Here is a 26338-nt window from a genome sequence, read left to right as displayed (position 1 = left end):
AAGCCTTCAACCGAGGAGACACATTCATGAAGATGCGCTATACGGCATTGGCAATGGCAGCGGCGCTATGCGCCGCGCACGGTGCAGGGGCCGCAGAGCCCGAGGCGAAGAAGTGGATCGACAGCGAGTTCCAGCCTTCCACGCTCAGCAAGGAGCAGCAGACCGCCGAGATGAAGTGGTTCATCGATGCGGCCAAGAAGCTGCAGGCGAAGGGCGTGAAGGAGATCTCGGTCGTGTCGGAGACCATCACCACGCACGAATACGAATCGAAGACGCTCGCCAAGGCCTTCGAGGAGATCACTGGCATCAAGGTGAAGCACGACTTGATCCAGGAAGGCGACGTGGTCGAGAAGCTGCAGACCTCGATGCAGTCTGGCAGGTCGATCTACGACGGCTGGATCTCCGACTCCGACCTGATCGGCACGCACTACCGCTACGGCAAGATGATGAACCTGACCGACTACATGGCCGGCGCGGGCAAGGAGTTCACCAATCCGGGCCTGGACATCAAGGACTTCATCGGCACCAAGTTCACCACCGCGCCCGACGGCAAGCTCTACCAGCTGCCCGACCAGCAGTTCGCCAACCTCTACTGGTTCCGCGCCGACCTGTTCGACCGCAAGGACCTTAAGACCAAGTTCAAGGCCAAGTATGGCTACGACCTGGGCGTGCCGCTCAACTGGAGCGCCTACGAGGACATCGCCGAGTTCTTCAGCGTCGACGTGAAGACCATCGACGGCAAGCCGATCTACGGCCACATGGACTACGGCAAGAAGGACCCGTCGCTCGGCTGGCGCTTCACCGACGCCTGGCTCTCGATGGCCGGCACCGCCGACGTCGGCAACCCCAACGGCATGCCGATCGACGAGTGGGGCATCCGCGTGGCCGACGACAAGTGCACGCCGGTGGGTGCGGCCGTGTCGCGCGGCGGCGCCACCAATTCGCCGGCCGCCGTGTACGCGCTCACCAAGTACATCGACTGGATGAAGAAGTACGCGCCCAAGGAAGCCATGGGCATGACCTTCGGCGAGTCGGGCCCGGTGCCGGCGCAGGGCCAGATCGCGCAGCAGATCTTCTGGTACACGGCCTTCACCGCCGACATGACCAAGAAGGGCCTGCCCGTGGTCAACGAGGACGGCACGCCCAAGTGGCGCATGGCGCCCGGCCCGAACGGCCCGTACTGGAAGCAGGGCATGCAGAACGGCTACCAGGACGTGGGTTCGTGGTCGTTCTTCAACGGCCATGACGCCAACAAGACCGCCGCGGCCTGGCTCTATGCGCAGTTCGTCACGTCCAAGAGCGTCTCGCTCAAGAAGACCATCGTGGGCCTGACCCCGATCCGCGAATCGGACATCCAGTCGAAGGCCATGACCGACATGGCGCCCAAGCTTGGCGGCCTGGTCGAGTTCTACCGCAGCCCGGCGCGCGTGGCCTGGACGCCCACCGGCACCAACGTGCCCGACTATCCGAAGCTGGCGCAGCTCTGGTGGAAGAACGTGGCCGAGGCCGTCACGGGCGAGAAGACCCCGCAGAAGGCGATGGACAACCTGGCCGACGAGATGGACAACGTAATGGCCCGTCTGCAGCGTGCCGGCATGGCGCATTGCGCACCCAAGCTCAACGCCAAGGGCGATCCGAACAAGTGGCTCAGCGACAAGAATGCGCCCTGGAAGAAGCTGGCCAACGAGAAGCCCAAGGGCGAAACGATCGAATACAGCAAGCTGCTGACCGCCTGGAAGGAAGGCAAGGCCCGCTAGAAACAGGACGCCCCCCGAAGCGCCTGCGGCGCCTCCCCCCACTGGGGGGGCGCACCCGGTGGCCCGGCGAAGCCGGTTCCACGGGTGCTTCGCGTCGGGCCGCGCCGAAGGGCGCGGCCTTTTTTTTGCTTGGCGTAGCCTATCGCGTGGGGCATACGCGACGCCATGACCATTGGCAGATGCGTCGACTGCACTCTTTCGCTTACATTCGACGGCCCTCGTTTCGCCCAGCAAGTGACTTCAAGCCTCCCCATCCCCGCCGCGCGCCCGAAGCGCGTCCTGGTCGTCCAGTATTCGCAGACGGGTCAACTCGCGGCCGTTGCCGGGCAGATCGTGGCGCCGCTCGTGGCCGATCCCGGGATCTCGGTGCATGTCGAAGTGCTGCGGCCCGTGGCGGAATTTCCGTTCCCTTGGCCGTTCCTGCGCTTCTTCGATGCCTTTCCCGAATCGGCCCACCTGAAGCCGCAGCCGCTGGCGCCGCTGTCGCTCACGGGCGAGGAAGATTTCGACCTCGTCATCCTGCCGTACCAGGTGTGGTTCCTGGCGCCGTCGCAGCCCGTCGTCGCCTTTCTCCAGCATCCGGTCGCGGCCCGGCTGCTGAGCGGCAAGCCGGTGGTCACGGTGATCGCTTGCCGCAACATGTGGCTCATGGCGCACGAAAAGCTCAAGGGCCTGCTCGGCGCCGTCGGCGCGCGGCTGATCGACAACGTGGTTCTCACCGACCCCGGCCCGACGCTCGCCACCTTCTTCACCACGCCGGCCTGGCTGATCTGGGGCCGCAAGCGCGGCTTCTGGGGCATGCCCGACGCCGGCCTCTGCGATGCGCAGGTCCGTGGCGCGGCCCGTTTCGGCCGTGCGCTGCGTGATGCGCTCCTGCATGACCTCGAGCGCGGGGCCGAGCCGCTGCTCGCGGGCCTGGGCGCTGTCAAGGCCGATGCCCGGCTGCTCGCGAGCGAGAAGGCCGGCACGCGCAGCTTCTTTCTCTGGGGGCGGCTGATCATGGCAGCGGGCCGGCCGGGCGCCTGGCAGCGCAAGCCGCTGCTGCTGCTCTATGTGCTCTTCTTGCTGGCGCTGATCGTCACGGTGGTGCCGGTGAGCCTGGCGCTCCAGGCCCTGTTGCGGCCGCTGTTCGGGCGCTGGCTCACTAAAATGACGGCCCATTTCGAACACCCCTCGGGCTCGGGCATGGACCGTGTTCCGCTTTATGACGATTGAAGTCTTCCTGACCCGCACCGCCGCCTTCCTGCCTTTTTCCGCGGTCGGCAACGAAGACATCGAAGAGGTCCTCGGCCGCATCGGCGGCAAGGCATCGCGCGCACGGCGGCTCATTCTTCGCAGCAACGGCATCCAGTCGCGCCACTACGCGATCGACCGCGCCACCGGCCGGCTCGCCATGAGCAATGCGCAGCTCACGGCGGCCGCGATCCGGGCGCTCGGCGACGACATCGGTCCCGTGGACTGCCTTGCCACCGGCACCTCGCTGCCCGACCAGCTGATGCCCAACCATGCGGTGATGGTGCACGGCGAGCTCGGCTGGCCGCGGCTCGAGGTGGTGGCCTGCGCGGGCATCTGCCTGGCGGGTGCCGCGGCGTTCAAGCATGCCTGGCTCTCGGTGCGCGCGGGCGATGCGCGGCGTGCCGTGGCCACCGGTTCGGAGCTGGCCTCTGCCGTGATGCGCGGCGACCGCTTCGAGGCCGAGCTCGCGCACAAGCTCGCGGCGCTCGAGGAGCGGCCCGAGATCGCGTTCGAGAAAGACTTCCTGCGCTGGATGCTGTCCGACGGCGCGGGCGCGGTGCTGCTCGAACGCGAGCCGCGCGGGCCGCTGTCGCTGCGCGTGGACTGGATCGAGCTCTCTTCGGCCGCGCACGAACTGCCGGTCTGCATGTACGCGGGCGCCGAGAAGAACGCCGGCGGCGGGCTCGACGGCTGGGCGCACACCGCGCCGGGCGACTGGGCGCACGCATCCACCTTCGCGGTGAAGCAGGACGTGCGCCTGCTCAACGAGAACATCGTGCGCGCCACGCTCGGCGAGCCGCTCGCGGGCCTCATCGACAAGCGCAGCCTGAAGGCGGGCGAGATCGACTGGTTCCTGCCGCATCTCTCGTCGAGCTACTTCTTCGAGCCGGTGGCGCAGTGCCTCGATAACCTGGGTTTCGCGATCCCGCGCGAGCGCTGGTTCACCAACCTGGCGACCAAGGGCAACACCGGATCGGCATCGCCATACATCATGCTCGACGAGCTGTTCCGATCGGGCCGCATCCGGCCGGGGCAGAAGCTCCTGATGTTCGTGCCCGAGAGCGGCCGCTTCTCGAGCGGCTTCATCCACCTGACCGCCGTCTGACCGGAATCGCCATGGACCTCGACGCTGTTCCGCAAGAGGGCAATGCCACGCTCGACGGGCATTCCAAGCTCATGTACGCGCGTGATGCGCAGGGCCGCGTGGTCACCACGCGCTCACGCGGGTGGGAGGCGGAGGAGATCGTCACGAGCCATGCGGTCGACGTGCTGGTGGAGCAGGCCGAGGCCGCCAGGGTGCGCGTAGCGGCCGGGGTCGCGTCGCCGCTCGAATATTGGATGTACGCGCGCCGCATGGACGTGGCGCTGCTCTCGCAGACCAGCGGCTTCTGGCAGTGGCGCGTGCGCCGCCACCTGCAGCCGCGGCACTTCGCGGCGCTTTCCGGGCGGCAGCTGGCGCGCTACGCCGAGGCGCTGGGACTTTCCATCGCCACCTTGCGGAGCCTGCCATGACGACGACGAACTTCGCGCACCAGCAAGCGGCGCACTGCGAAAGCGGCGTCATCTCGAGCCTGATGCGCCACCACGGCGCGCCGATGACCGAGGCGATGGCGTTCGGCCTCTCGTCGGCGCTGTCGTTCGCATACCTGCCGTTCATCAAGCTGTCGGGCCTGCCGCTGATCTCGTACCGCATGCCGCCCAAGGCCATCATCAAGGGCCTGCTGGCGCCGATGGCCGCACGCTTTCGCTTCGAGACCTTCCGCAGCGCCGAGGCCGGCGAGCAGCGGCTCGACGCGCTGCTGGCCGGGGGCCAGCTGGTGGGCCTGCAGACCTCGGTCTACTGGCTGCCGTACTTTCCGCCCAACATGCGCTTCCACTTCAATGCGCACAACCTGCTGGTCTACGGCAAGGACGGCGACGACTACCTCATCAGCGACCCGGTGTTCGAAGAACCCGTGCGCTGCGCCAGCGCCGACCTTGCGCGTGCCCGCTTCGCCAAGGGCGTGCTCGCGCCCAAGGGGCTCATGTACTACCCGCAGGCGATCGAGCGCAAGGCGCCCGATGCGGCCTCGGTGACGAAGGCGATCCGAAAGACGGTGCGCACCATGCTCGCACCGATTCCGATCGTGGGCGTGCGCGGCATGCGCATGCTGGCCGCACGCCTGCAGAAGCTCGCCGCGACCGATCCGCGCAGCGTCGACTTCATCGGCCACGTGGTGCGCATGCAGGAAGAGATCGGCACGGGCGGTGCGGGCTTCCGGTTCATCTACGCGGCCTTTTTGCAGGAGGCTGCCGAACTGCTCGGCAAGCCGCAGCTCACGCAGATGTCGGAGCGGCTGATCGCCATCGGCGACAACTGGCGCGCGTTTGCGCTCAAGGCGGCGCGCATGGTGAAGGGGCGCGAGGCGGTCGATCCGGGGCGGCTCGCTTCGATGTTGCGTGCGCTGTCGCAGGAGGAAGAAGCGTTCTTTCGCGACCTCAAGGCGGCGGTGGCCTGAGATGGGGTTTCTTCCTTCCTTTCGACGCGGGCCTTGTCTTGGGCGCTGCCGTCCAGGGCGCGTGCCCAGGGCACCGGGACACGCTCGCTGTGCATCGCCGATCAACGACCGCTCTGCGCAGCGATCACGTCGATGGGGTGCCTTGCGCAGCGAAATAGAGGAGGAGGCCGCAGGCCGGGGGACATTCGCGGAGGGGAGCCCACCGTCGGCGGGATCGCCCCCCGAACAACAGCGTCAAAAACGACCCCCGACATGCTCGAACTGAAGCACCTCGGCCACCGCTATCCGCACAGCGATGCGGCGGCGCTGGCGGACGTCTCGCTCACGGTGCCGCGGGGCTCGGTCATGGGCCTGCTCGGCCCCAACGGCGCCGGCAAGACCACGCTGATCTCCCACCTCTCGGGCGCGCTCGAGGTGCAGACCGGCGAGATCCACATCGATGGCCAGCCGCTGGCACAGGTTCGTGCGAACGCGCCCACGCGCATCGCGGTAGCGCCGCAGGAGCATGCCTTCTATCCGATGCTCACTGTGGCCGAGAACCTGGCCTGTTTTGCCGCGGCCGGCGGGCTGTCGGGCGGCCGGCGCAAGACGCGCATTGGCGAGTGCATCGGCTTTGCGCAGCTCGAACAGTTTGCCGGCGTGCGCGCCGAGCGCCTGTCGGGCGGGCTCAAGCGCCGGCTCAATCTCGCGATCGCGCTCTTGCCCGAGCCCGAGCTGATGCTGTTCGACGAGCCCACCGTGGGCGTCGATCCGCAGTCGCGCGCCTTCATTCTCGATGCCATCAAGAGCCTGGCGCAGCAGGGCGCGGCCGTGATCTACGCCTCGCACTACATGGAAGAGATCGAGGCCATCGCCGACCGCGTCGCGATCCTCGACCACGGCCGCGTGCTGCGCGAAGGTTCGCTCGACGCACTGCTTTCCAAAAGCGCGATGCTGCTCACGCTCGCCGCCGACGGGCTCGATGCCGCGATGCTCTCGCGCTTCGGCACGGTGGAAGAGGGCGGCGTGCACTGGCGCGTGCACCTGAACGAAGGTGTCGGCCCGGCCCCGGTGCTCGCGGCGCTCGAGGCTGAAGGCATCGCGGTGCGCCATGCCGAGTTCGGCCGCCACGACCTCGAACAGCTCTTCATGGCGCTCACGCATCGCTCGTTGCGCGATTGAAGGATTCGATGCTGATCGCACTCATCAAAAAGGAACTGCTCGCACTCGTGCGCGACGTGCACGGGCTGGCGGCGCTGTTCCTGCTTCCGATGGTGTTCATCGTGCTGATGTCGCTCACGCTCAAAGACATCTACCGCGCGCCGCTGGCCGAGCTGAGCTACGCGGTCGACCTGCGCGACAGCGGCACGCCCGCGCAGTGGCTGCGGCAGATCTGGGCCCGCAGCCACGGCGAACCGCGTGCGCTCGACGCCGACTGGCAGGCGCAGCTCAAGAGCGGCGCGCTCAAGTACGTGATCGTGCTGGAGCCTGGCCTCTCGGACGAGCTCGAATCGGCCGCGCTGCCGCGCCGCGCGCACATCCGCCTGCTCGCGGAGCCGGGCATCGACGCCAACCTGTTCAATGCGCTGCGTGCCGAACTCGTGGGCGCCTCGGGCGAGCTCAAGGCGCGGCTCGCGCTCGCGGTGCCCGGCACCGCCAGCCCGCCGGCCGGCGCATCGATCCAGGCGCTGGTGCATGCCGAGCGCCATGCCACCAGCGGGCCGCGGCCCACGTCGGTGCAGCAGAACGTGCCGGCCTGGCTGGTGTTCGGCATGTTCTTCGTGGTGGCCTCGCTCTCGAGCCTGTTCGTGCAGGAGCGCAGTTCCGGCGCGCTCGGGCGGCTGCGCAGCCTCGGGGTTTCGCGCGCCATGCTGCTGGCGTCGAAGGCTCTGCCCTACCTCGGCGTGAATGCGCTGCAGGCGCTCTTGATGCTCGCAGCCGGCATCTGGCTGATGCCGCTGATCGGCGGCGATGCGCTGTCGCTCGCGGGCATCCACTGGGGCGCGCTGGCGGTGGCGCTCGCGGCGGTGAGCCTGGCCGCGGTCAGCCTGTCGCTCGCGATCGCCTGCGCGGTGCGCAGCCATGCGCAGGCCGCGACCGTCGGGCCGATGGTCAATGTGCTGATGGCGGCCGCGGGCGGCATCATGGTGCCGAAGTTCGTGATGCCCGGCTTCATGCAGCGGCTGGTCGAGGTGTCGCCGATGAACTGGGGCCTCGAGGCGCTGCTCACCGTGCTGCTGCGCGGCGGCGGCGTGGTCGACACGCTGCCGCAGGTCGGCCGGCTGGTGCTTTTCGCGGCCGCCATGTTCGTGCTCGCCGTCTTCCTCTTTCGCAGACCCGCAACGTGACCGACACCATCTCCCCCGAATTCATCGCAACCCTCAAGGCCATGGTGCTCGAGGCCGTCGAGAAGGAAGCGCCGCCGGGCGGGCTCGGCAACGACGAACCGCTGTTCGGCCCCGACGCGCGCCTCGACCTCGACTCGCTCGACGCGCTGCAGGTCTCGATGACGGTGCAGCAGCGCTTTGGCCTGCGCATGCCCGACAGCAAGGAAACGCGCCGCGCGCTGGCGTCGATCGCGCACCTTGCCGACCACCTCGTGCGGGCCGGCAAGGCATGAGCGTCGGTGCGGGCGCAGGCGTGTACCTCGCGGGCACGGGGCTCGCATGCGCGCTCGGGCCCGACTTGCGGTCGGCTGTCGCAGCGATCGGACGCGGTGCCGCCATGGCGCCCGAACCGGTCGCGGTGTCACCGGGCGTGCAATGGCCGGTCTACCGCCTGCCGCGCGGCGAGGGCGACTGGCAGCAGCGTCTGGTGCACACGGTGCGCAGCGTGGCGGCCGAAGCGGGCCTGGGTGCCGCGCGCGGCGGTCCGCTCTTCGTCGCCTCGTCGTCGCTCGACATCGGCGCGATGGAGCAGGCGCCGCAGGACCTGCGCCTGGGCGGCGACCTGCAGGACTTCGCGGGCATCGTCGCCGGCGCGCTCGATTGGCAGGGGCCGGTCTTCACCGTGTCCACCGCCTGCACCTCGTCCTTCAATGCCGTGCTCGCGGCATGCGACCTGGTCCGCAGCGGCGAGGCGCACGAGGCGCTCGTCGTCGGCGCCGAGCTCGGCAACCGCTTCACGCTGGCGGGCTTTGGCGCGATGCAGCTGCTGTCGCCCGACGGTGCGGCGCGGCCTTTCGGCGCCGGGCGCAACGGGCTGGTGCTCGGCGAGGCGGTGGCCGCGCTGCGCCTCACGGCGTCGCGCGCGGGCCGTTGGCGCATCGCCGGCGGCGCCAACGTGGTGGACGGGCGCAATCCCTCGGGCACCGAAGCGGGCGCGGTGCTCGCCATGTGCGAGGGCGCGCTGGCGCAGGCCGGGCTTCGGCCAGCGGACATCGACCTGGTCAAGGTGCAGGCCGCGGGCAGCCCCGTCAACGACGCCATCGAGGCCGAGGCGCTGAAGCAGGTGTTCGGCGCGGCGCCGCTGCCGCCGCTGGTGTCGCTCAAGGCGTGGATCGGCCACACGCTCGGCGCCTCGGGCGCGGCCGAACTGGCGCTGCTGGCGGCCTGCATCGAAGCCGGCTGCTGGCCCGCGGCGGCCCACGCGATCGACGATCGGCTCGGTGTCGCGCTGGCCGGGCAGGCACCAGCGCGGCTGCGCCACATGCTGCTCAACGTGGTCGGCTTCGGTGGCGGGCATGCCGCGCTGGTGCTGTCGGACGCTGCCGCATGAAGCCGGCCTGGCGCACCGTCGCGCACGTGGGTGCCGATGCGCCCCCCGAGGACTGGCGCGACCGGCTCGCCGAGCGGCTCGGTTACCGGCCGCGGCGCGTCGGCCTCTGGACCGAGCTGGCGATGTACGGTGCGCGCCGCTGCCTCGATGAAGCCGGCGAGGCCGTGCTGCCGGCCGGCACACGCCTGCGCGTGGCCAGCCTGCGCGGTGCCTGGAGCGCCACGCATGCGGGGCTGGCGCAGCACGATGCCGGCATGCTGATGCCTTTCACCTTCATGCAGGGGCAGCCGGCGCTGATGCTCGCGGAGGTCGGGCGTTGCCTCGGCTGGCAGGGCGATGCGAGCTTTGCGCTGTGCCGCGATCCGCAGCGCGCGCTGCAGCTTGCGCAGTGCGGCGCGGGAAGCGCCGGCTTGCTCGTCGGCGTGGTGGAGGAGGGGCGCAACGGCGAGGCCGCACGCTCCGAATGGTGGCGGCTGGTGCCGATCAGCTGAGCGCGGCGATCGAGCGCGTCAGGTTGGCACGCGCCTGCGCCTCGAGCAGCGCGTGCATGCGGGGCGTGGCGTAGATCGCTTCGCGGTCGAGGAAGCGCTGCAGGATCGCGCGGCGCCGCGGCAGCCGCGTCGCGTCGGGCACGAACGCGTATTCGGCGTGTACCTGGCGCTCGTACTCGGCGAAGCGCACCGGATCGGCACCGAGGATCGACAGGTCGATGTCGATCAGCAATTCAGCGTCGCGGCCCTCGGGCACCGCGTCGTGGCAGGTGGCCATGACGAGCGCGTGCACACGCTCGGCGGCCGGCGCCGGAACGCCGGCGTCCCGCATCGCACGGCGTGCCCAGTCGGCGCTCCGGGCTTCGTTGTCGTGCGCATGCACGTCGTAGACTGCGTCGTGGAACCAGAGCGCCAGCGCGACTTCGCCCGGATGTTCGGCCAGCTGCTTCTCGCGGTCGAACCAGGCCAGGCATTCGCCCAAGTGCTGCAGGGTGTGGTAGTGGCGCTGTGGCTCGGCGTAGCAGCGCTGCAGTGCAAGGCACAGCGCGTCGTCGGTGGCGGCCGCACCCACGTCGTGCCACGCTGCGCGCCAGTTGTCGCAGAGCGCATCGGGCCCGAGCGGCGTCGCCGTCGACATGGTTCTATTGCGCCATCGCGGCCTTGATCTCCTGGCCGAGATCGAGCACCGACATCGCGTAGTAGCTGCTCCAGTTGTAGCGCGTGATCACGTAGAAGTTCTGCGTGCCGGCCACGTAGGTCGGTTCGGCATTGGCGCCGTTCTGCAGTTCGATCAGCGCGAGCAGCCCCTGGTGCCGGAGGCCCTCGCTCTCGGGCACGGCGCCGGCAGCCACGAAGCTGTCGGCGCTGAAGGTCGGCTTGATGTCGGGCGCCAGCAGCAGCGCCTTCTTGAGGCGCGCTTCATCGAAGCGCACCGCATAGGTCGACGGCATGCCGGGTGTCCAGCCGAAGGCCTTGAAGTAGTTGGCCACCGAGCCGATCACGTCGACCGGGTTGTCGACCAGGTCGATGCGGCCGTCGGCGTCGAAGTCGACCGCGTACTTCGCGATGCTGCTCGGCATGAACTGCGGCATGCCCATGGCGCCCGCGTAGCTGCCGACGGGCAGCAGCGGATTGCGCGAGGTGCGGCCGTTGTCGCCGAGAAAGGCCTCGAGCTCGCCGCGGAAGAAGGCCTCGCGCTCGGCCGCGCGCGGATGGCCCTGCGGAAAATCGAAGGACAGCGTCGCGAGCGCATCGATCACGCGGAAGTTACCCATGTTGCGGCCGTAGATCGTCTCGACGCCGACGATGCCCACGATGATCTCGGGCGGCACGCCGTACATCGCCTCGGCCCGCGCGAGCGTCTCGGCATTGGCCTGCCAGAAGCGCACGCCCGCGGCAATACGGGTGGCATCGATGAAGCGGCTGCGATAGGCCTGCCAGTTCTTCACCGTGCCCGGCGGGCCCGGCAGCATCAGACGCGGCACGTTCGGCAAGAAGCGCGCGCTGCCGATGGTGGCGCGCACCCAGTCGCGGTCGAGGCCGCGGCGCTCGGCCACCTGGTCGGCGAACTGCATCGCGTCGTCGCGCGTGGCATAGGGCGTGCTGCCGGTCACGGTCTTGACCGCACGTTGGGACGAGGCCTTCTGGGCCGCTGCGCCCAGGGGCCAGACGCAGCAGGCGGCAAACAGGGCGAGGGTGGCGGCGCGCGACGGCGCAGAAAGAACAGATCGCATGGAAGCGATTGTGCCGTCCGCGCGGGCGCGGCTGCCGCGGGCGCTTCAGCGGCGGTTCTGGGCTGACGGCCAGTCGAGGCGGCGGAACTCGGCGCGCAGCGCCGCGAGCGAGGCAGCCGACGTGGCCGATGCCTTGGCATAGCGCTGCGCCTCGAGCTTCAGCAGCCAGTCGCGCACGGCTGTTGCGGCCGGGCCGAAGCGCGCCTCCGCCTGCTGAGCGATCTGCCGGGGCGGTGCGGTCTCGAGCACCTTCAGGCCCGCCTTGGCGAGCCGCGCGCGCGCCTGCCCGAGAAGCCGCAGCCACGGGTCGTGCCGGCTGCGCTCCCACAGCGTCCATGCCGCGCCGGCCAGGCTCGCGCCCACCAGCAGGCAGAGCAGCACGTAGGCCAGGTCCGCGAGGCTCGGCGCGTCGAAACCGAGGTTCTTCAGCAGATTGAGCTGCCGGCTCTGGCTGTAGTTGAGTACCCACTGGTTCCAGCCGTTGTTGACCGCCTCCCAGGCGGCGCGCACGGTCTGGGCGAGCGTCGGGCTCATGGCGCCGATCGCGCCCTCGAACAGCCCTGGCTGCGGCACCAGCCGCTGCAGCTGTCCGACCCGGCCCGGCGCCACCGACGCCGTGGGGTCGACGCGCACCCAGCCCGTGCCTTCCTGCCAGACCTCGGCCCAGGCATGCGCATCGCTCTGGCGCACCATCCAGTAGCCGTCGATGCGGTTGAAGTCGCCGCCCTGGTAGCCGGTCACGATGCGTGCGGGAATGCCGAGGCCGCGCATCAGCACCACGAATGCCGAGGCGATGTGCTCGCAGAAGCCCTGCTTGCGGTCGAACCAGAACTCGTCGGCCGTCTCGCTGCCGTAGACGCCGGGCTCCAGGGTGTAGGTGTAGCCGCCCGTGCGCAGCCGCTGCAGCGCGGCGCGCACGAATGCCGGCGTGTCGGCGGCGGCCAGGGCCGGGTCGGCGCGCATCTGGGCGGCCAGTTCGGCGGTGCGCGGATTGGTTCCGGGCGGCAGCGCCAGATAGGCCTGCAGCAGGCCGCTTTGCCGCGTCGGGCCGCTTTCGAACTGAGTGTGGCTTTCGGCGCGGTAGCGCACCAGGTCGGAAACCGGGCGATTCGCGAGCCATTGCAGGTCGCTCGTGCCGGTCACGCCGAAGCCGGGCAGTTCCGGCGCGGTGGCTGCCGCATCCAGCGTGAGCAGCCACGGCCGGTGGTTGGGCTCGAGCGTGACTTCGTAGCGCACCGGCGCTCCGCGGGTGCGCAGGTTCGAAGGCGACGGCGCGCCGCGCAGCCAGGCCGGCAGCGAGGTCCATTCGCGGCCGTCGAAGCGCGCCAGCACCGGGCCGCGGAAATAGAGCTGGCTCTGCGGCGGGATGCGGCCATCGTCGAAGCGAATGCGCGCCGCGATGCCGTCGTCGAGCGCGAGCTGCGCGATGGTGCCCACACGCATGGTGTTCGACAGGCCGGTGCGGCCGACCATGGCATCGCCCGGCGTGCCCCAGAGCGGCGCGAAGCGCGGGAACAGCATGAACAGCGCGAGCATGATCGGCGCGCCGGCCAGCGCCATCCAGCCCGCGGTGCGCGCCGCCTGCATCAACGGCGGACGACCCACGGGCATGTGCGCGTTGACCAGCGCCGTCAGCAGGCCGAGCAGCGCGAGCAGCATCAGGAACGCGGTCACGAGCGACTGCGAATAGAAGAAGTTCGTGAGCATCGCGAAGAAGCCCAGGAAGAACAGCACGAAGGCGTCGCGGCGCGCGCGCAGCTCCAGCGTCTTGAGCGCGAGCAGCACCACGACCAGCGTGACGCCGGCATCGCGCCCGAGCAGCGTGCGGTGGGTCGCGAAGGTGGCCGCGAGCGTGAGCACCAGCAGGCCCACGCGCCACCATCTGCCGGGCAACGGCTTGGCCTCGACCGCGAGCATGCCGCGCCACACCAGCACCATCGCGGTGATGGCGCTGCACCACCACGGCAGATTGGAGGCCTGCGGCAGGACGATCAGCGCGATCACCGCAAGCAGGAACAGCGTGTCGCGGGCATCCCGCGGCAGGGCTGCCAGTTCGCGTGCGAGTTTCTTCAACATAGCGCCAGTGCCTCCAGGCAGGCACGGCGGTGGGCTTCGCCCTGCGAGGGCTGCACCACGCGGCCCGCCACGCGCACGCCATAGTCCACGCCCAGCCGCTCGGCCATCAGCACCCAGGCGCACAGCCGCGAGAGTCGGGCCTCGGTGTCGGCCAGACCAGCAGCCTGCGCGTCGAGCCACAGTTCTTCGCGTTGCGTCTGCTGCAGGTCGCGGCTCACGAGCTCTTCGGAGCCGGTGGCCTGTGCGCGGGCAGCCCTTTTCCAGACCACCAGCTTGAGCGGATCGCCGCGCTGGTAGGCCCGCAGGCCGTCGTACTCGCCGGCTGCCTGCGCGCGCAGCGCCGACGACACCGCGGCCGCGCCGGTGAGCGGCTCGGCGGGCGGCAGCGGCGGCGGATGCGCCTCGGGCGCCGGATAGACCAGCATCTGCGCCGCCGGCCGCCACACCGTCCAGACGCGGAAGGTGCCGAGCGGAAAGCGCGTTTCGGCCGTGAGCGGCGGCACCGGATGCAGGCCGCGCCGCTCGGGCAGGAACGCGATCTCGACCGTGGCGCTGCCTTCGGCCGGCACGTCGGTCCAGGCCCAGTGGCCGCTGCCGCGCACCGCCATGCCGATGCCGTAGCGCACGCTGCGCCGCGTGTTGTGCAGCACCACGCGGAAGACGGCGGCCGCGCCCGCATAGTGCGGCTCCGGCGGCGCCAGGTGCAGCGCCAGCCCGCGCAGCGTGGCGTGGCAGACATGCATGCCCACGGCCACGCTGCCCGCAAGCAGGAAGGTCAGCAGGTAGCCGAGGTTGAGCTGGTAGTTGATCGAGGCCACGAGCAGCACCAGCAGCGTGGCGGCCAGCGTCCAGCCGGCGCGCGTGGGCACGATGTAGACGTTGCGCTGTGTGAGTTCGAGCGTGTCCGAGGGCGGCCGGCGCGACAGGAACCAGCCGTCGATGCGCGAACGGAGCGACGCGATCATGAGGGCGCCAGCCTAGGGCAGCGGCACGTCGGCGATCATCGCGCGCACCTGCTCGACCGCGCCGCGGCCCGCGTCGCCGACGGGCGTGAGGCGGTGCGCAATGGTCTGCGGCAGCACCGACTGCACATCGTCGGGCGCCACGTAGTCGCGGTTGGCCAGAAGCGCCTGCGCCTTGGCGGCGCGCAGCACCGCGATGCCGGCGCGCGGCGACAGGCCCTGCAGGAACCAGCGGCCCGACCGCGTGGCGGCGATCAGGTCCTGCACGTAGTTCAGCAGCGGCTCGGCCGCATGCACCTGCTGCACGCGCTGCTGCAGGGCCGTGAGTTCGCCGGCCGTGAGCAGCGCCGGCAGCGTGGCGAGCATCTCGCGACGGTCGGCGCCCGCGAGCAGTTCGCGCTCCGCGGCGCGGTCGGGATAGCCGAGCGAGATGCGCATCAGGAAGCGGTCGAGCTGCGATTCGGGCAGGGCAAAGGTGCCGAGCTGGTCCTGCGGGTTCTGCGTGGCGATCACGAAGAACGGCGTGGGCAGCGGTCGGGTCTCGCCCTCGATCGTGACCTGCTTCTCTTCCATGGCCTCGAGCAGCGCGCTCTGGGTCTTGGGACTGGCGCGGTTGATCTCGTCGGCCAGCAGCACCTGCGCGAAGATCGGGCCCGGATGGAACACGAACGATTGCTGGCCGCGGTCGTAGATCGCGACGCCCGACAGGTCGCCCGGCATCAGGTCGGCGGTGAACTGCACGCGCGAGAACTGCAGCCCGAAGGTGTGCGACAGCGCATGGGCGAGGGTGGTCTTTCCGACCCCGGGCACGTCCTCGATCAGCAGGTGGCCGCCCGCCAGCAGGCACGCCACGCAGTCGCGCACCTGGGTCTCCTTGCCGACAATCACCGTGTTAAGCTGATTTAGCAAAGTGGAAAGTTTGGCGGCAACGTCCATATTTGTATCCATATGCAAACGATACCCGAAGACCGCGCGGCCCCATGCCGTGTGAGGTCTAGACAAGTCCAGCAACAAAAGAGTCACATGGGCACGACCGGCTACTTCACACATCGCGATTGCTGGAAGCACGACATGGGCCGGGGCCATCCCGAATGTCCCGAGCGTCTCGATGCCATCGAGGACCGGCTGCTCGCTACCGGCGTGGGCGATGCCCTCGAGCGCCGCGAGGTGCCGCTCGCCACGCTGTCGCAGATCACGCGGGCGCACAGCGAAGCGCACCTCGAATACCTTGAGTCGCTGCACCAGCGTCTCGTGGCCGACGAGCCAGCCGGCGGACCCAGCCACGCACAGCTCGACCCCGACACCATCCTGAACCGCTACACGCTGCTGGCTGCGCGCCGCGCTGCGGGCGCTGCCATTGCCGCCACCGACGCGGTGATCGCGGGCGAGATCGAGAACGCCTTCTGCTCGGTGCGCCCGCCGGGCCACCACGCCTGCCGCGAGCAGGCGATGGGCTTCTGCTTCCTGAACAACGTGGCCATCGCGGCGCGGCATGCGCTCGAGGTGCACGGGCTCGAGCGCGTGGCGATCGTCGACTTCGACGTGCACCACGGCAACGGCACCGAGAACATCCTTTCGGACGATGAGCGCGTGCTGATGGTGGGCTTCTTCCAGCATCCGTTCTACCCCTACAGCGGCACCAATCAACCGGCCGCGAACATGCTGAACCTGCCGGTTCCGGCCTACACCAAGGGCATGGACGTGCGCGAGCTGATCGAGGCGCTCTGGATGCCGCGGCTCGAGGAGTTCGCGCCGCAGATGGTGTTCGTGAGCGCGGGCTTCGACGCCCACCGCGAGGACGACCTGGGCCAGCTCGGGCTCACCGAGAGCGACTTCAGCTGGATCACGAGGCGCATCCAGGACGTGGCCCGGCGCCATGCGCAGGGCCGCGTCGTCTCGATGCTCGAAGGTGGCTACAACCTCGATGCGCTGGCGCGCAGCGTCGAAGCCCACATCCGAGTGCTTGCGGGTCTCTGAGCGCCCGCACGGCGTGGGCGCGAAGCCCTTTTGCCTCGGTCCATGAACTTCCACGACTTCACACAACGGCTGAACCTGGTCGACGCGCGCGGCATCGGCATCGAACTCGCGGCGCTCGTGGCCTGCGTGGCGCTCGCCTGGCTGGTGAGCCGCTGGTTCGGCCGCGACCAGCCCAAGGACTCGATCTGGTTCGGCGAGCGCATCTTCGACGGCGTGCTGTTCCCGCTGCTCGCGCTGGTGTTCGCCGAGCTCGCTCGGCGCACCGTGGCCGAGTACCAGACGGTCCTGATGCTGCGCATTGGCGTGTCGGTGTTCCTGTCGCTCGCGGTGATCCGCCTGTGCGCGCGCGTGATGCGGGCGGTGTTTCCCACCTCGCACCTGGTGCGGCTCGTCGAGCGCACGATCTCGTGGCTGGCCTGGATCGCCGCGATCCTCTGGATCGTCGGGCTGCTGCCGCCGCTTCTGGCCGAACTCGACGAGATCACGCTGGCCTTCGGCAAGACGCGCGTGAGCCTGCAGACCATCGTGCAGGGCGTGCTCTCGGCGGGGTTGGTGATGGTGATCGCGCTCTGGATCGCCGCCACCATCGAGAAGCGCATCCTGCGCGAGGCCGTGACCGACCTGTCGATGCGCAAGGTGGCTTCGAACGCGGTGCGCGCCTTCCTGCTGCTGGTGGGCCTGCTGTTCGCGCTATCGGCGGTGGGTGTCGACCTCACGGCGCTGTCGGTGCTCGGCGGCGCATTCGGCGTGGGCCTGGGCTTCGGCCTGCAGAAGCTCGCGGCCAACTACGTGAGCGGCTTCGTGATCCTGCTCGAGCGTTCGATCCGCATCGGCGATAACGTCAAGGTCGACACCTTCGAGGGCCGCATCACCGACATCAAGACGCGCTACACGCTGATCCGGGCGGGCAACGGCCGCGAAGCCATCGTGCCGAACGAATCGCTCATCACGAGCCGGGTCGAGAACCTCTCGATGGCCGACCTCAAGTTCAACATCACCACGCGCATCGTGGTGGGCTACGAGAGCGACGTGGCGCAGGTGCAATCGATCTTGACCGGCGCGGCCAGGGCCCAGCCGCGCGTCATGACCGATCCCGAGCCGGTCAGCTACCTGGTCAGCTTCGCGCCCGACGGGCTCGAGTTCGTGCTGAACTTCTGGGTCACCGACCCCGACAAGGGCAAGGACAACGTGCGCTCGGAGATCAACATCGCGATCCTCGAAGGGCTGCGTGCCGCGGGCATCGACATTCCGTACCCGCAGCGCGTGCTGCGCGTGGAATCGATGCCGGCGGGCCTTTCGGCACCCGCCGACCCTGCCGTATAATCACCGAAAAGCACGACCGTTCTTTTTTGCTGCAGTGCAGTACTGATCGCGACGAATGCGGAGCCGGCCGGGGCCGGACTCTAGAATGACCGGTTGCTCTCGCAGCCCCCTTTTTGCAATCCCAATGGAGTCAAGTCAATGAAGGTTCTAGTGCCTGTCAAACGGGTCGTCGATTACAACGTCAAGGTGCGCGTGAAGAGCGACGGCACCGGTGTCGATATTGCCAATGTCAAGATGAGCATGAACCCCTTCGACGAGATCGCGGTCGAAGAGGCCGTGCGGCTCAAGGAGAAGGGCGTGGTCACCGAAGTGATCGCCGTCTCCTGCGGCGATGCCAAATGCCAGGAAACGCTGCGCACCGCGATGGCCATCGGCGCCGACCGCGGCATCCTGGTCGAGACCTCCGAAGAACTCCAGCCGCTGGCCGTGGCCAAGCTGCTCAAGGCGCTGATCGACAAGGAACAGCCGCAGCTCGTCATCCTCGGCAAGCAGGCCATCGACGACGACGCCAACCAGACCGGCCAGATGCTCGCCGCACTCGCCGACCTGCCGCAAGCCACCTTCGCCTCGAAGGTCGAAGTGGCCGACGGCAAGGCCACCGTGACGCGCGAGGTCGACGGCGGCCTGGAAACCATCCAGCTCAGCCTGCCGGCGGTCATCACCACCGACCTGCGCCTGAACGAGCCGCGCTACGTCACGCTGCCCAACATCATGAAGGCCAAGAAGAAGCAACTCGACACCTTCAAGCCCGAAGACCTGGGCGTCGACGTCAAGCCGCGCCTGAAGACCCTCAAGGTCAGCGAGCCGCCCAAGCGCGGCGCCGGCATCAAGGTGCCCGACGTCGCCACGCTGGTGGACAAGCTCAAGAACGAAGCCAAAGTGATCTGAGGAGGAACAAAAAATGACCGCACTTGTTATTGCCGAACACGACCACGCGACCGTCAAGCCCGCGACCCTCAACACCGTGACCGCAGCCCTCGCCTGCGGCGGCGACGTGCACGTGCTCGTCGCCGGTGCCAATGCCGCCGAAGCCGGCAAGGCCGCCGCCCAGATCGCGGGCGTGGCCAAGGTCATCGTGGCCGACAGCCCGTCGCTCGCCGAGAACCTGGCCGAGAACGTGGCCGCGCAGGTGCTCGCCATCGCGGGCAACTACAGCCACATCCTGTTCCCCTCGACCGCCAACGGCAAGAACGTCGCACCGCGCGTGGCCGCCAAGCTCGACGTGGCACAGATCTCCGACATCACCAAGGTCGAGAGCCCCGACACCTTCGAGCGCCCGATCTATGCCGGCAATGCCATCGCCACCGTGCAGAGCAGCGATGCCACCAAGGTGATCACCGTGCGTACGACCGGCTTCGATGCCGCCGCAGCAACCGGCGGCAGCGCGACGGTCGAAACCGCCGAAGGCGTGGCCGACAGCGGCAAGTCGAGCTTCGTGGGCCGCGAGGTCACCAAGAGCGACCGCCCCGAACTCACGGCCGCCAAGATCATCGTCTCGGGTGGCCGGGCACTGGGCAGCGCCGAGAAGTTCACCGAAGTCATGACGCCGCTGGCCGACAAGCTCAACGCGGGCCTGGGCGCGAGCCGCGCCGCGGTCGATGCGGGCTACGCACCGAACGACTGGCAGGTGGGCCAGACCGGCAAGATCGTCGCACCGCAGCTCTACATCGCCGCGGGCATCTCGGGCGCGATCCAGCACCTGGCCGGCATGAAGGACTCGAAGGTGATCGTCGCGATCAACAAGGACGAAGAGGCGCCGATCTTCTCGGTGGCCGATTACGGCCTCGTGGCCGACCTGTTCACGGCCGTGCCGGAACTGACCAAGGCGCTCTGATCGCCTTGCCGCACTGAGCCGAAGGGCATCGTTCGCGATGCCCTTTTCGTATCCGCCGTATCCGCCGCATCTGGAGACAAGACCATGAGCTACATCGCCCCCCTCAAGGACATGCTGTTCGACATCGAGCACCTTGCCGACATCGGCGAGATCGCCAGGCTGCCGGGCTTCGAGGATGCCGGCCTCGAAACCGCGCAGGCCGTGCTCGAGGAATGCGCGCGCTTCAACCAGGACGTGGTCGCGCCGCTGAACGTGGTGGGCGACCGCGAACCCTCGTCGTTCAAGGACGGTGACGTGACGACCACGAAGGGCTTCAAGGAAGCATTCGCGCAGTACGCCTCGGGTGGCTGGCAGGGGCTGCAGCATCCGGCCGACTTCGGCGGGCAAGGCCTGCCGAAGACCATCGGTGCAGCCTGCGGCGAGATGCTCAACTCGGCCAACATGAGCTTCGCGCTGTGCCCGCTGCTGAGCGACGGCGCCATCGAGGCGCTGCTGACCGCGGGCTCGGACGAACTCAAGGCGGTGTACCTCGAGAAGCTCGTGAGCGGCCAGTGGACCGGCACGATGAACCTGACCGAGCCGCAGGCCGGCAGCGACCTCGCGCTGGTGCGCAGCCGCGCCGAGCCGCAGCCCGATGGCAGCTACAAGGTCTTCGGCACCAAGATCTTCATCACCTACGGCGAGCACGACATGGCCGAGAACATCGTGCACCTCGTGCTCGCGCGCGTGACCGGCGCGCCCGAGGGCGTGAAGGGCATCAGCCTGTTCGTGGTGCCGAAGTTCCTGGTCGAAAAGGACGGCTCGCTCGGGGCGCGCAACGACGTGCACTGCGTGAGCATCGAGCACAAGATGGGCATCAAGGCCTCGCCAACGGCCGTGCTGCAGTACGGCGACAACGGGGGGGCCGTCGGGTATCTCGTCGGCCAGGAGAACCGCGGCCTCGAGTACATGTTCATCATGATGAACTCCGCCCGCTATGCGGTCGGCATGCAGGGCATCGCCATCGCAGAGCGCGCCTACCAGCATGCCGTGGCCTACGCGAAAGACCGCGTGCAGAGCCGCCCGGTCGATGGTTCGATGAACGCCAGCGCGCCGATCATCCACCACCCCGACGTGAAGCGCATGCTCATGACGATGCGCGCCTACACCGAAGGCTGCCGCGCGATGGCCGCGGTGGCTGCAGCTGCCTACGACGCCGCGCACCATCACCCCGATGCCGAGGCGCGCAAGCAGAACCAGGCCTTCTACGAATTCATGGTGCCGCTCGTGAAAGGCTACAGCACCGAGATGAGCCTCGAGGTCACTTCGCTCGGCGTGCAGGTGCATGGCGGCATGGGCTTCATCGAGGAGACCGGCGCCGCGCAGTACTACCGCGACGCGAAGATCCTCACGATCTACGAAGGCACCACCGCGATCCAGGCCAACGACCTCGTGGGCCGCAAGACCGCGCGCGACGGCGGCCAGACCGCCCGTGCCATCGCCGCGCAGATCGAGAAGACCGAGGCCGAGCTCGCCAAGCGCGAGAGCGCCGCGGCGGCGGCCGTGCACAAGCGCCTGAAGGCCGCGCGCGAAGCCTTCGTCGAGGTGGTCGACTTCGTCGCCGGCCACACCAAGGCATCGCCCAACGCGGTGTTCGCGGGCAGCGTGCCGTACCTGATGCTCGCGGGCAATCTCGTGGCCGGCTGGCAGCTCGCGCGCTCGCTGGTCATTGCCGAGGAGCAGGCCTCGCGCAACGTCGACGTCGACTTCATGCAGGCCAAGATCGTGACCGCGCGCTTCTATGCCGAGCACATCCTCGCCAAGGCGCCCGGCCTGCGCGACAGCATCGTCGAGGGCGCCGAGAGCGTGACGGCGCTGGCGCTCGAAGCCTTCTGAATCCCGGCTCCGTGTCGCCTGGCTGACGGGCGATCGAGGCCTTCCTCTTATATAAAGCCGAACCCCATTCCGGAGAAGACATGTCGAAGCTGCCCCCCGTCCTTGCGAACCTTCCGCTGCCCATCATCGGCTCGCCGCTGTTCATCATCAGCAACCCCAAGCTCGTGATCGCGCAATGCAAGGCCGGCGTGGTCGGCGCGATGCCGGCGCTCAATGCGCGTCCCGCGGCGCAACTCGAAGACTGGCTGGCCGAGATCACCGAGGAACTCGCGGCCTACAACAAGGCCAACCCCGACAAGCCCGCCGCGCCGTTCGCCATCAACCAGATCGTGCACAAGAGCAATGACCGGCTCGAGCACGACATGGAGATGGTCGTGAAGTACAAGGTGCCGATCGTCATCACCTCGCTCGGCGCGCGCACCGACGTGAACGACGCGGTGCACAGCTACGGTGGCGTCACGCTGCACGACATCATCAACAACAAGTTCGCGCAGAAGGCGATCGAGAAGGGCGCCGACGGCATCATCGCCGTGGCGGCCGGCGCCGGCGGCCATGCGGGCGTGAAGAGCCCGTTCGCGCTGGTGCAGGAGATCCGCCAGTGGTTCGACGGCCCCATCGCGCTGTCGGGCTCGATCGCCACCGGCGGCGCCGTGCTCGCGGCGCAGGCCATGGGCGCCGACTTCGCCTACATCGGCACCGCCTTCATCGCCACCGAGGAAGCGCGCGCGAGCGACGACTACAAGCAGGCCATCGTCGACGGAAACTCGGACGACATCGTCTATTCGAACCTCTTCACCGGCGTGCACGGCAACTACCTGGCGCCGAGCATCGTGAAGGCCGGCATGGACCCGACCAACCTGCCCGAAGGCGACGTGAAGACCATGAATTTCGGCGGCGGCGAGGGCAGCAAGGCCAAGGCCTGGAAAGATATCTGGGGCTCGGGCCAGGGCATCGGCGCCGTCACCGAGGTGTCGAGCGCCGCCGCCTACATCGAGAAGCTCAAGCGCGAATACCAAGAGGCAAGGCAGCGGCTCGCGCTTTGAGCCCAGGGCCCGCCGCGGCGCCCGCCGAGCGCGGGCGCATGCCGCTGCTCGACATCGCCAAGGGCATCGCCTGTGCGGTGATCGTCGGCCACCACCTGTCGCGCTACGGCGCGATGCCCGACGGCGCTCTTGCCGTTGCGCCGGCCTTCTTCGGCTGGCTGGCCGAAGAAGGACGGCTCGCGGTGCAGGTCTTCCTCGTGATTGCGGGCTTTCTCGCGGCGGCCAGCCTCGCGCCCGACGGCGTGCTGCGCGCCGACCGCTCGCCGGCCGCGCGGATATGGCAGCGCTACGGGCGCCTCGCCATGCCTTACCTGGCCGCGCTCACTGCCTGCGTGCTCGTGGCGGCGCTCGTGCGGCCCCTGCTCGGCGACGAGGACGTGCCGGCCGCGCCGAGCCTCGGCCAACTGCTCGCGCACGGGCTCCTGCTGCAGGACCTGCTCGACTACGAGTCGCTGTCGACCGGCGTCTGGTATGTGGCGATCGACTTCCAGCTGTTCGTGCTGGCGCTCGCGCTCATGGGCCTGCCCGCGGCATGGCGGCGGCGCGCACCCGCGGACGCGCCGGTGTCGGCGCGCGAGCGCTGGACGCCGGTCGCGTTGGTGCTCGCCGCCGCCGTGGCATCGCTGGCGCTCTTCAACTGCGACGCCGACCTCGACGACACGGCCTTCTATTTCTTCGGCGCGTACGGGCTCGGCATGCTGGTGTTCTGGATCGGCCGCGCCACGCGTGCGAGCACCTGGCAGGGCGCCGTGGCGCTGCTCATGCTGACCGGCGCCGCCGCGCTCGCGATCGACTGGCGCAGTCGCATCGCGCTGGCGCTCGCGAGCGCGATGCTGATCGCCATCGCGCAGCGCCGTGGCTGGCTCGCGCTTGCAGGGCGGCCCGGCTTCGCCATGCCATTGCAGCGCCTGGGCCGCATTTCGTACTCGCTGTTCCTGATCCACTTTCCGGTGCTGCTGGCAACCAATGCCCTGGTGGCGCGGATGGAGCCGCACGCGGGTTGGATCGATGCGCTCGGCCTCGCCGCGACCTTCGCGCTGTCGGTGGCCGCCGCGCATCTGCTGTACCGCTGGGTGGAGGCGCGCCCGGTCTCATGGCGGGCGGTGGCCGCATTGTTCACGGTGCTGCTCGTGAGCGGCGTGCTGGTGTCCGCCTGAGCGCGCTGCGCCCACCGGCTTGACGCAGCCGGCCGCTGCCGCGATACTTAACCTCATGGTTCACTCAGAAGATCAGGCGACGCTCGATGCAGTGTTCGCCGCACTGTCCGACCCGACACGGCGTGCCGTGCTCGAGACCCTGGGCGAGTGCAGCCTCAGCGTGACCCAACTCGCCGAGCCGCATGGCATGTCGCTGACCGGCTTCATGAAGCACCTTCGCGTGCTCGAGGAGGCCGGCCTCATCTCGCGCACGAAGGCGGGCCGGATCGTGCGCTGCGAACTGTCGCCGCAGCCCATGCAGGAGGCCGCCATGTGGTTGTCGCGCTACGAGAAATTCTGGACCGGGCGACTCGATGCACTGGCGCGCTTTCTCTACCAGCAAGAGGAGATCGAATGGAAAAACCTGCCACCCCCAACACCGCCTCCGGCACCGAGCGCCCCTCGCTTACGCTCCGCCGCCACTACCCTGTCGCCTGCGAAAAAGTCTGGCGCGCGTGGACCGAGCCGCAAGCGCTGAAGGCCTGGTTCGGGCCTGAAGAAATCGTCGAGGTCCCGGTGGCCGAGATCGACCTGCGTGTCGGCGGAGGGTTTCGCGTGCGCATGCATGCGGCCGATGGCGAGACACACGAGGTGAGCGGCACTTACCTGGAGATCGTGCCGAACCGCAAGCTGGTCTTCAGCTGGGCCTGGCGCAGCACGCCCGAGCGTGCGTCGCGCGTGACGGTGCGCATCGAGCCCGTTGGCGCGGGCTGCGAACTCGTGCTGCTGCACGAGCAGTTCTTCGACGAGGCCGCGCGCGACGGACACAGCCATGGCTGGACTGGCGCGCTCGTCAAGCTCGAGGGATGGCTGGGCCGCGAATGACTGCAGCCATCGTCCCGCCACGTGCCACGGCGCGCGAATGGACCGGCCTGGCCGTCATCGCGCTGCCGTGCATGCTCTATTCGATGGACCTCACGGTGCTGAACCTCGCGATCCCCGCGATCAGCGAGGAACTCAAGCCGACCGCGGCGCAATTGCTGTGGATCGTCGACATCTACGGCTTCTTCGTGGCGGGGCTGCTGGTCACCATGGGCACGCTGGGCGACCGCATCGGCCGCCGGCGGCTGCTCCTGATCGGCGCGGCGGCGTTCGGCATCGCGTCGGTGCTGGCGGCATTCTCCACCAGTGCCAACATGCTCATCGCAACCCGGGCGCTGCTCGGCGTGGCGGGCGCGACGCTCGCGCCGTCCACGCTCTCGCTGATCCGCAACATGTTCCTCGACCCGGCGCAGCGCACTGTGGCCATCGGCGTGTGGATATCGAGCTTCTCGGCCGGTGCCGTGCTCGGGCCGGTGCTGGGCGGCGTGCTGCTGCAGTTCTTCCCTTGGGGCTCGGTGTTCCTCATCGGCGTGCCCGTGATGGCTCTGCTGCTGGTACTCGGCCCGATCCTGCTGCCCGAGTACCGCGACCCCGATGCAGGGCGGCTCGATCTGGCCAGCGCGGCGCTGTCGCTCGGTGCGGTGCTGGCGGCCATCTACGGCATCAAGCAGACCGCGGAGCACGGGCCCGATGCGGTGTCGGTTTCGGCGATCGCGGTGGGCGCGCTGCTCGGCTGGGTCTTCGCGCGCAGGCAGAAGCGGCTCGAGAACCCGATGATCGACCTGCAGCTCTTTCGGCTGCCGGCCTTCGCGGTCTCGCTCGCGGCCTACATGCTGGCCTGCTTCGTGATGTTCGGGCTGTTCCTCTACAACGCCCAGTACCTGCAGTTGGTTCTGGGCCTGCCGCCGTTGCAGGCGGGCTTGTGGAGCGTGCCGGGCGCGGGCGCCTTCATCGTCGGTTCGATGGTGGTGCCGGCGCTCGTGCGGCGCATGCGCCCGGCCTATGTGATGGGTGGCGGACTGGCCGTGGCTGCGCTGGGTTTCGCGATGCTGGTGGTGCTGCCGATGCAGGGCGGGCTGGCCTGGCTGGTGGCAAGCGCCGTCGTTTCCTCGCTCGGCCTCGCGCCGGTGTTCACGTTGGCCACCGACCTGGTCGTGGGCAGCGCGCCGCCCGAGCGCGCGGGCGTGGCCTCGGCCATTTCGGAGACCAGTTCCGAATTCGGCGGGGCGCTGGGCATTGCCATCCTGGGCAGCATCGGCGCGGCCATCTACCGCGGCACCATGGCCGATGCAGTGCCTGCGGGCCTGGCGGGCGCAGCCGAGGTCGAGGCCGCGCGCAGCACCCTTGGCGGCACGGTGGCGCTCGCGGCCCAGCTCACGGGCAGTGCGGGCGCCGAGCTGCTCGACGCGGGCCGCGCTGCGCTGGTGCACGGGCTGCGGCTCACGGCCGGCATCTGCGCCGCCGTGCTGCTGGTGGTGTCAGGGCTGGTGGCATTCAGGCTGCGCGGCGCGGGGCCGGCGAGCGAGGCTGCAGCGTCCGAGCCCCCGGGCGCCGCCGCATTGCCGGAGCGCTGAGGACGCCCCATACTGGAACCTCCACGACGCAACGACCGGAGTCCCACCATGAGCAACGAACTGCGCAAGAAGCTGCACGACCTGGCGGAACTCGCCGAGAACACCACCGACCCGCAGGCCCGGGCCATCGTCGAGGCGATACGCCTGCAGACGGCCGTGCTCAACGAGCGGCTCTTCGCCATCGAGCTGCAACTGGGCGCACTCGAGCGGCGCGCCGAGGACACGCCGGGCTGACCCCGCCCCGG

General features: G+C 69.1%; 25 protein-coding genes and 1 pseudogene. 21 read left to right on the top strand and 5 right to left on the bottom strand.

Annotated features, from left to right (window positions below; genetic code table 11):
- Window positions 1-26: 26 nt before the first annotated feature.
- From AC3A6R_RS04685 to AC3A6R_RS04640, 10 genes are all read left to right on the top strand, one after another.
- Complete coding sequence (locus tag AC3A6R_RS04685) at window positions 27-1757, top strand: ABC transporter substrate-binding protein (RefSeq protein WP_487857878.1); 1731 nt, start codon at window positions 27-29, stop codon at window positions 1755-1757.
- Window positions 1758-1991: 234 nt separating this feature from the next.
- On the top strand, window positions 1992-2972 hold the full coding sequence (locus AC3A6R_RS04680) for a dialkylresorcinol condensing enzyme (protein WP_487857877.1): 981 nt from the start codon (window positions 1992-1994) through the stop codon (window positions 2970-2972).
- Window positions 2962-4098: a beta-ketoacyl-ACP synthase III gene (locus AC3A6R_RS04675; protein WP_487857876.1), complete on the top strand. Its 1137-nt coding sequence runs from the start codon at window positions 2962-2964 to the stop codon at window positions 4096-4098. Before AC3A6R_RS04680 ends, AC3A6R_RS04675 begins: the two co-directional genes overlap by 11 nt.
- Window positions 4099-4109: 11 nt before the next feature.
- Complete coding sequence (locus AC3A6R_RS04670) at window positions 4110-4505, top strand: DarG family dialkylresorcinol biosynthesis protein (RefSeq protein ID WP_487857875.1); 396 nt, start codon at window positions 4110-4112, stop codon at window positions 4503-4505.
- On the top strand, window positions 4502-5491 hold the full coding sequence (gene darH, locus AC3A6R_RS04665) for a BtrH-related acyltransferase DarH (RefSeq protein ID WP_487857874.1): 990 nt from the start codon (window positions 4502-4504) through the stop codon (window positions 5489-5491). Before AC3A6R_RS04670 ends, darH begins: the two co-directional genes overlap by 4 nt.
- A 252-nt stretch (window positions 5492-5743) precedes the next feature.
- Window positions 5744-6652 (top strand): ABC transporter ATP-binding protein, encoded by a 909-nt coding sequence (locus tag AC3A6R_RS04660; RefSeq protein WP_487857873.1) that lies wholly within the window; start codon window positions 5744-5746, stop codon window positions 6650-6652.
- 8 nt (window positions 6653-6660) lie between these two features.
- The gene (locus AC3A6R_RS04655) at window positions 6661-7818 is read left to right on the top strand and encodes an ABC transporter permease (RefSeq protein ID WP_487857872.1); all 1158 of its coding nucleotides are present in this window, start codon (window positions 6661-6663) and stop codon (window positions 7816-7818) included.
- Window positions 7815-8090: an acyl carrier protein gene (locus AC3A6R_RS04650; RefSeq protein WP_487857871.1), complete on the top strand. Its 276-nt coding sequence runs from the start codon at window positions 7815-7817 to the stop codon at window positions 8088-8090. The genes AC3A6R_RS04655 and AC3A6R_RS04650 overlap by 4 nt, the downstream gene beginning before the upstream one ends.
- The gene (locus AC3A6R_RS04645) at window positions 8087-9187 is read left to right on the top strand and encodes a beta-ketoacyl synthase N-terminal-like domain-containing protein (protein WP_487857870.1); all 1101 of its coding nucleotides are present in this window, start codon (window positions 8087-8089) and stop codon (window positions 9185-9187) included. The genes AC3A6R_RS04650 and AC3A6R_RS04645 overlap by 4 nt, the downstream gene beginning before the upstream one ends.
- Window positions 9184-9678 (top strand): hypothetical protein, encoded by a 495-nt coding sequence (locus AC3A6R_RS04640; protein ID WP_487857869.1) that lies wholly within the window; start codon window positions 9184-9186, stop codon window positions 9676-9678. Before AC3A6R_RS04645 ends, AC3A6R_RS04640 begins: the two co-directional genes overlap by 4 nt.
- On the opposite strand, the gene AC3A6R_RS04635 is transcribed toward AC3A6R_RS04640, so the two are convergent.
- Genes AC3A6R_RS04635 through AC3A6R_RS04615 form a run of 5 tightly spaced genes read right to left on the bottom strand, consistent with a single transcriptional unit; the run spans window position 9671 to window position 15385 of the window.
- On the bottom strand, window positions 9671-10315 hold the full coding sequence (locus AC3A6R_RS04635) for an HD domain-containing protein (protein WP_487857868.1): 645 nt from the start codon (window positions 10313-10315) through the stop codon (window positions 9671-9673). The two genes, AC3A6R_RS04640 and AC3A6R_RS04635, sit on opposite strands and share 8 nt — an antisense overlap.
- Before the next feature lie 4 nt (window positions 10316-10319).
- Window positions 10320-11411, bottom strand: a complete 1092-nt coding sequence (mltB, locus tag AC3A6R_RS04630; protein ID WP_487857867.1) for a lytic murein transglycosylase B — start codon at window positions 11409-11411, stop codon at window positions 10320-10322.
- 45 nt (window positions 11412-11456) lie between these two features.
- Window positions 11457-13487 (bottom strand): transglutaminase TgpA family protein, encoded by a 2031-nt coding sequence (locus AC3A6R_RS04625; protein ID WP_487857866.1) that lies wholly within the window; start codon window positions 13485-13487, stop codon window positions 11457-11459.
- Window positions 13481-14452 carry a DUF58 domain-containing protein gene (locus tag AC3A6R_RS04620; protein WP_487857865.1) on the bottom strand — a complete coding sequence of 324 codons (972 nt, stop codon included), beginning with the start codon at window positions 14450-14452 and terminating at the stop codon, window positions 13481-13483. Before AC3A6R_RS04620 ends, AC3A6R_RS04625 begins: the two co-directional genes overlap by 7 nt.
- A 12-nt stretch (window positions 14453-14464) precedes the next feature.
- Window positions 14465-15385, bottom strand: coding sequence for an AAA family ATPase (locus AC3A6R_RS04615; protein WP_487857864.1), 921 nt, complete (start codon window positions 15383-15385; stop codon window positions 14465-14467).
- Between the two features lie 87 nt (window positions 15386-15472).
- Here AC3A6R_RS04615 and AC3A6R_RS04610 point away from each other — a divergent pair, with 87 nt between their 5' ends.
- The 11 genes and pseudogenes from AC3A6R_RS04610 (at window position 15473) to AC3A6R_RS04560 (ending at window position 26327) form a co-directional block, all read left to right on the top strand.
- Complete coding sequence (locus AC3A6R_RS04610) at window positions 15473-16426, top strand: histone deacetylase family protein (protein WP_487857863.1); 954 nt, start codon at window positions 15473-15475, stop codon at window positions 16424-16426.
- A 42-nt stretch (window positions 16427-16468) separates the two neighbouring features.
- Window positions 16469-17749 carry a mechanosensitive ion channel family protein gene (locus tag AC3A6R_RS04605; protein ID WP_487857862.1) on the top strand — a complete coding sequence of 427 codons (1281 nt, stop codon included), beginning with the start codon at window positions 16469-16471 and terminating at the stop codon, window positions 17747-17749.
- 138 nt (window positions 17750-17887) lie between these two features.
- Window positions 17888-18637: an electron transfer flavoprotein subunit beta/FixA family protein gene (locus AC3A6R_RS04600; protein WP_487857861.1), complete on the top strand. Its 750-nt coding sequence runs from the start codon at window positions 17888-17890 to the stop codon at window positions 18635-18637.
- Between the two features lie 13 nt (window positions 18638-18650).
- Window positions 18651-19583 carry an electron transfer flavoprotein subunit alpha/FixB family protein gene (locus AC3A6R_RS04595; RefSeq protein ID WP_487857860.1) on the top strand — a complete coding sequence of 311 codons (933 nt, stop codon included), beginning with the start codon at window positions 18651-18653 and terminating at the stop codon, window positions 19581-19583.
- A gap of 84 nt (window positions 19584-19667) precedes the next feature.
- Window positions 19668-21458, top strand: a complete 1791-nt coding sequence (locus AC3A6R_RS04590; RefSeq protein ID WP_487857859.1) for an acyl-CoA dehydrogenase — start codon at window positions 19668-19670, stop codon at window positions 21456-21458.
- Window positions 21459-21538: 80 nt separating this feature from the next.
- Window positions 21539-22501, top strand: coding sequence for an NAD(P)H-dependent flavin oxidoreductase (locus tag AC3A6R_RS04585; RefSeq protein ID WP_487857858.1), 963 nt, complete (start codon window positions 21539-21541; stop codon window positions 22499-22501).
- A 38-nt stretch (window positions 22502-22539) separates the two neighbouring features.
- The gene (locus AC3A6R_RS04580) at window positions 22540-23658 is read left to right on the top strand and encodes an acyltransferase family protein (RefSeq protein ID WP_487858613.1); all 1119 of its coding nucleotides are present in this window, start codon (window positions 22540-22542) and stop codon (window positions 23656-23658) included.
- Between the two features lie 55 nt (window positions 23659-23713).
- Window positions 23714-23953, top strand: a pseudogene (locus AC3A6R_RS04575) (ArsR/SmtB family transcription factor); the annotation flags it as partial.
- 98 nt (window positions 23954-24051) lie between these two features.
- Window positions 24052-24522: an SRPBCC family protein gene (locus AC3A6R_RS04570; RefSeq protein WP_487857857.1), complete on the top strand. Its 471-nt coding sequence runs from the start codon at window positions 24052-24054 to the stop codon at window positions 24520-24522.
- The gene (locus AC3A6R_RS04565) at window positions 24519-26093 is read left to right on the top strand and encodes an MFS transporter (protein ID WP_487857856.1); all 1575 of its coding nucleotides are present in this window, start codon (window positions 24519-24521) and stop codon (window positions 26091-26093) included. The genes AC3A6R_RS04570 and AC3A6R_RS04565 overlap by 4 nt, the downstream gene beginning before the upstream one ends.
- Window positions 26094-26141: 48 nt before the next feature.
- Complete coding sequence (locus tag AC3A6R_RS04560; RefSeq protein ID WP_487857855.1) at window positions 26142-26327, top strand: hypothetical protein; 186 nt, start codon at window positions 26142-26144, stop codon at window positions 26325-26327.
- Window positions 26328-26338: the final 11 nt, after the last annotated feature.

This window comes from Variovorax sp. Soil_C_19 (assembly GCF_057657255.1).
This window is presented reverse-complemented; position numbering and strand designations above follow the sequence as displayed.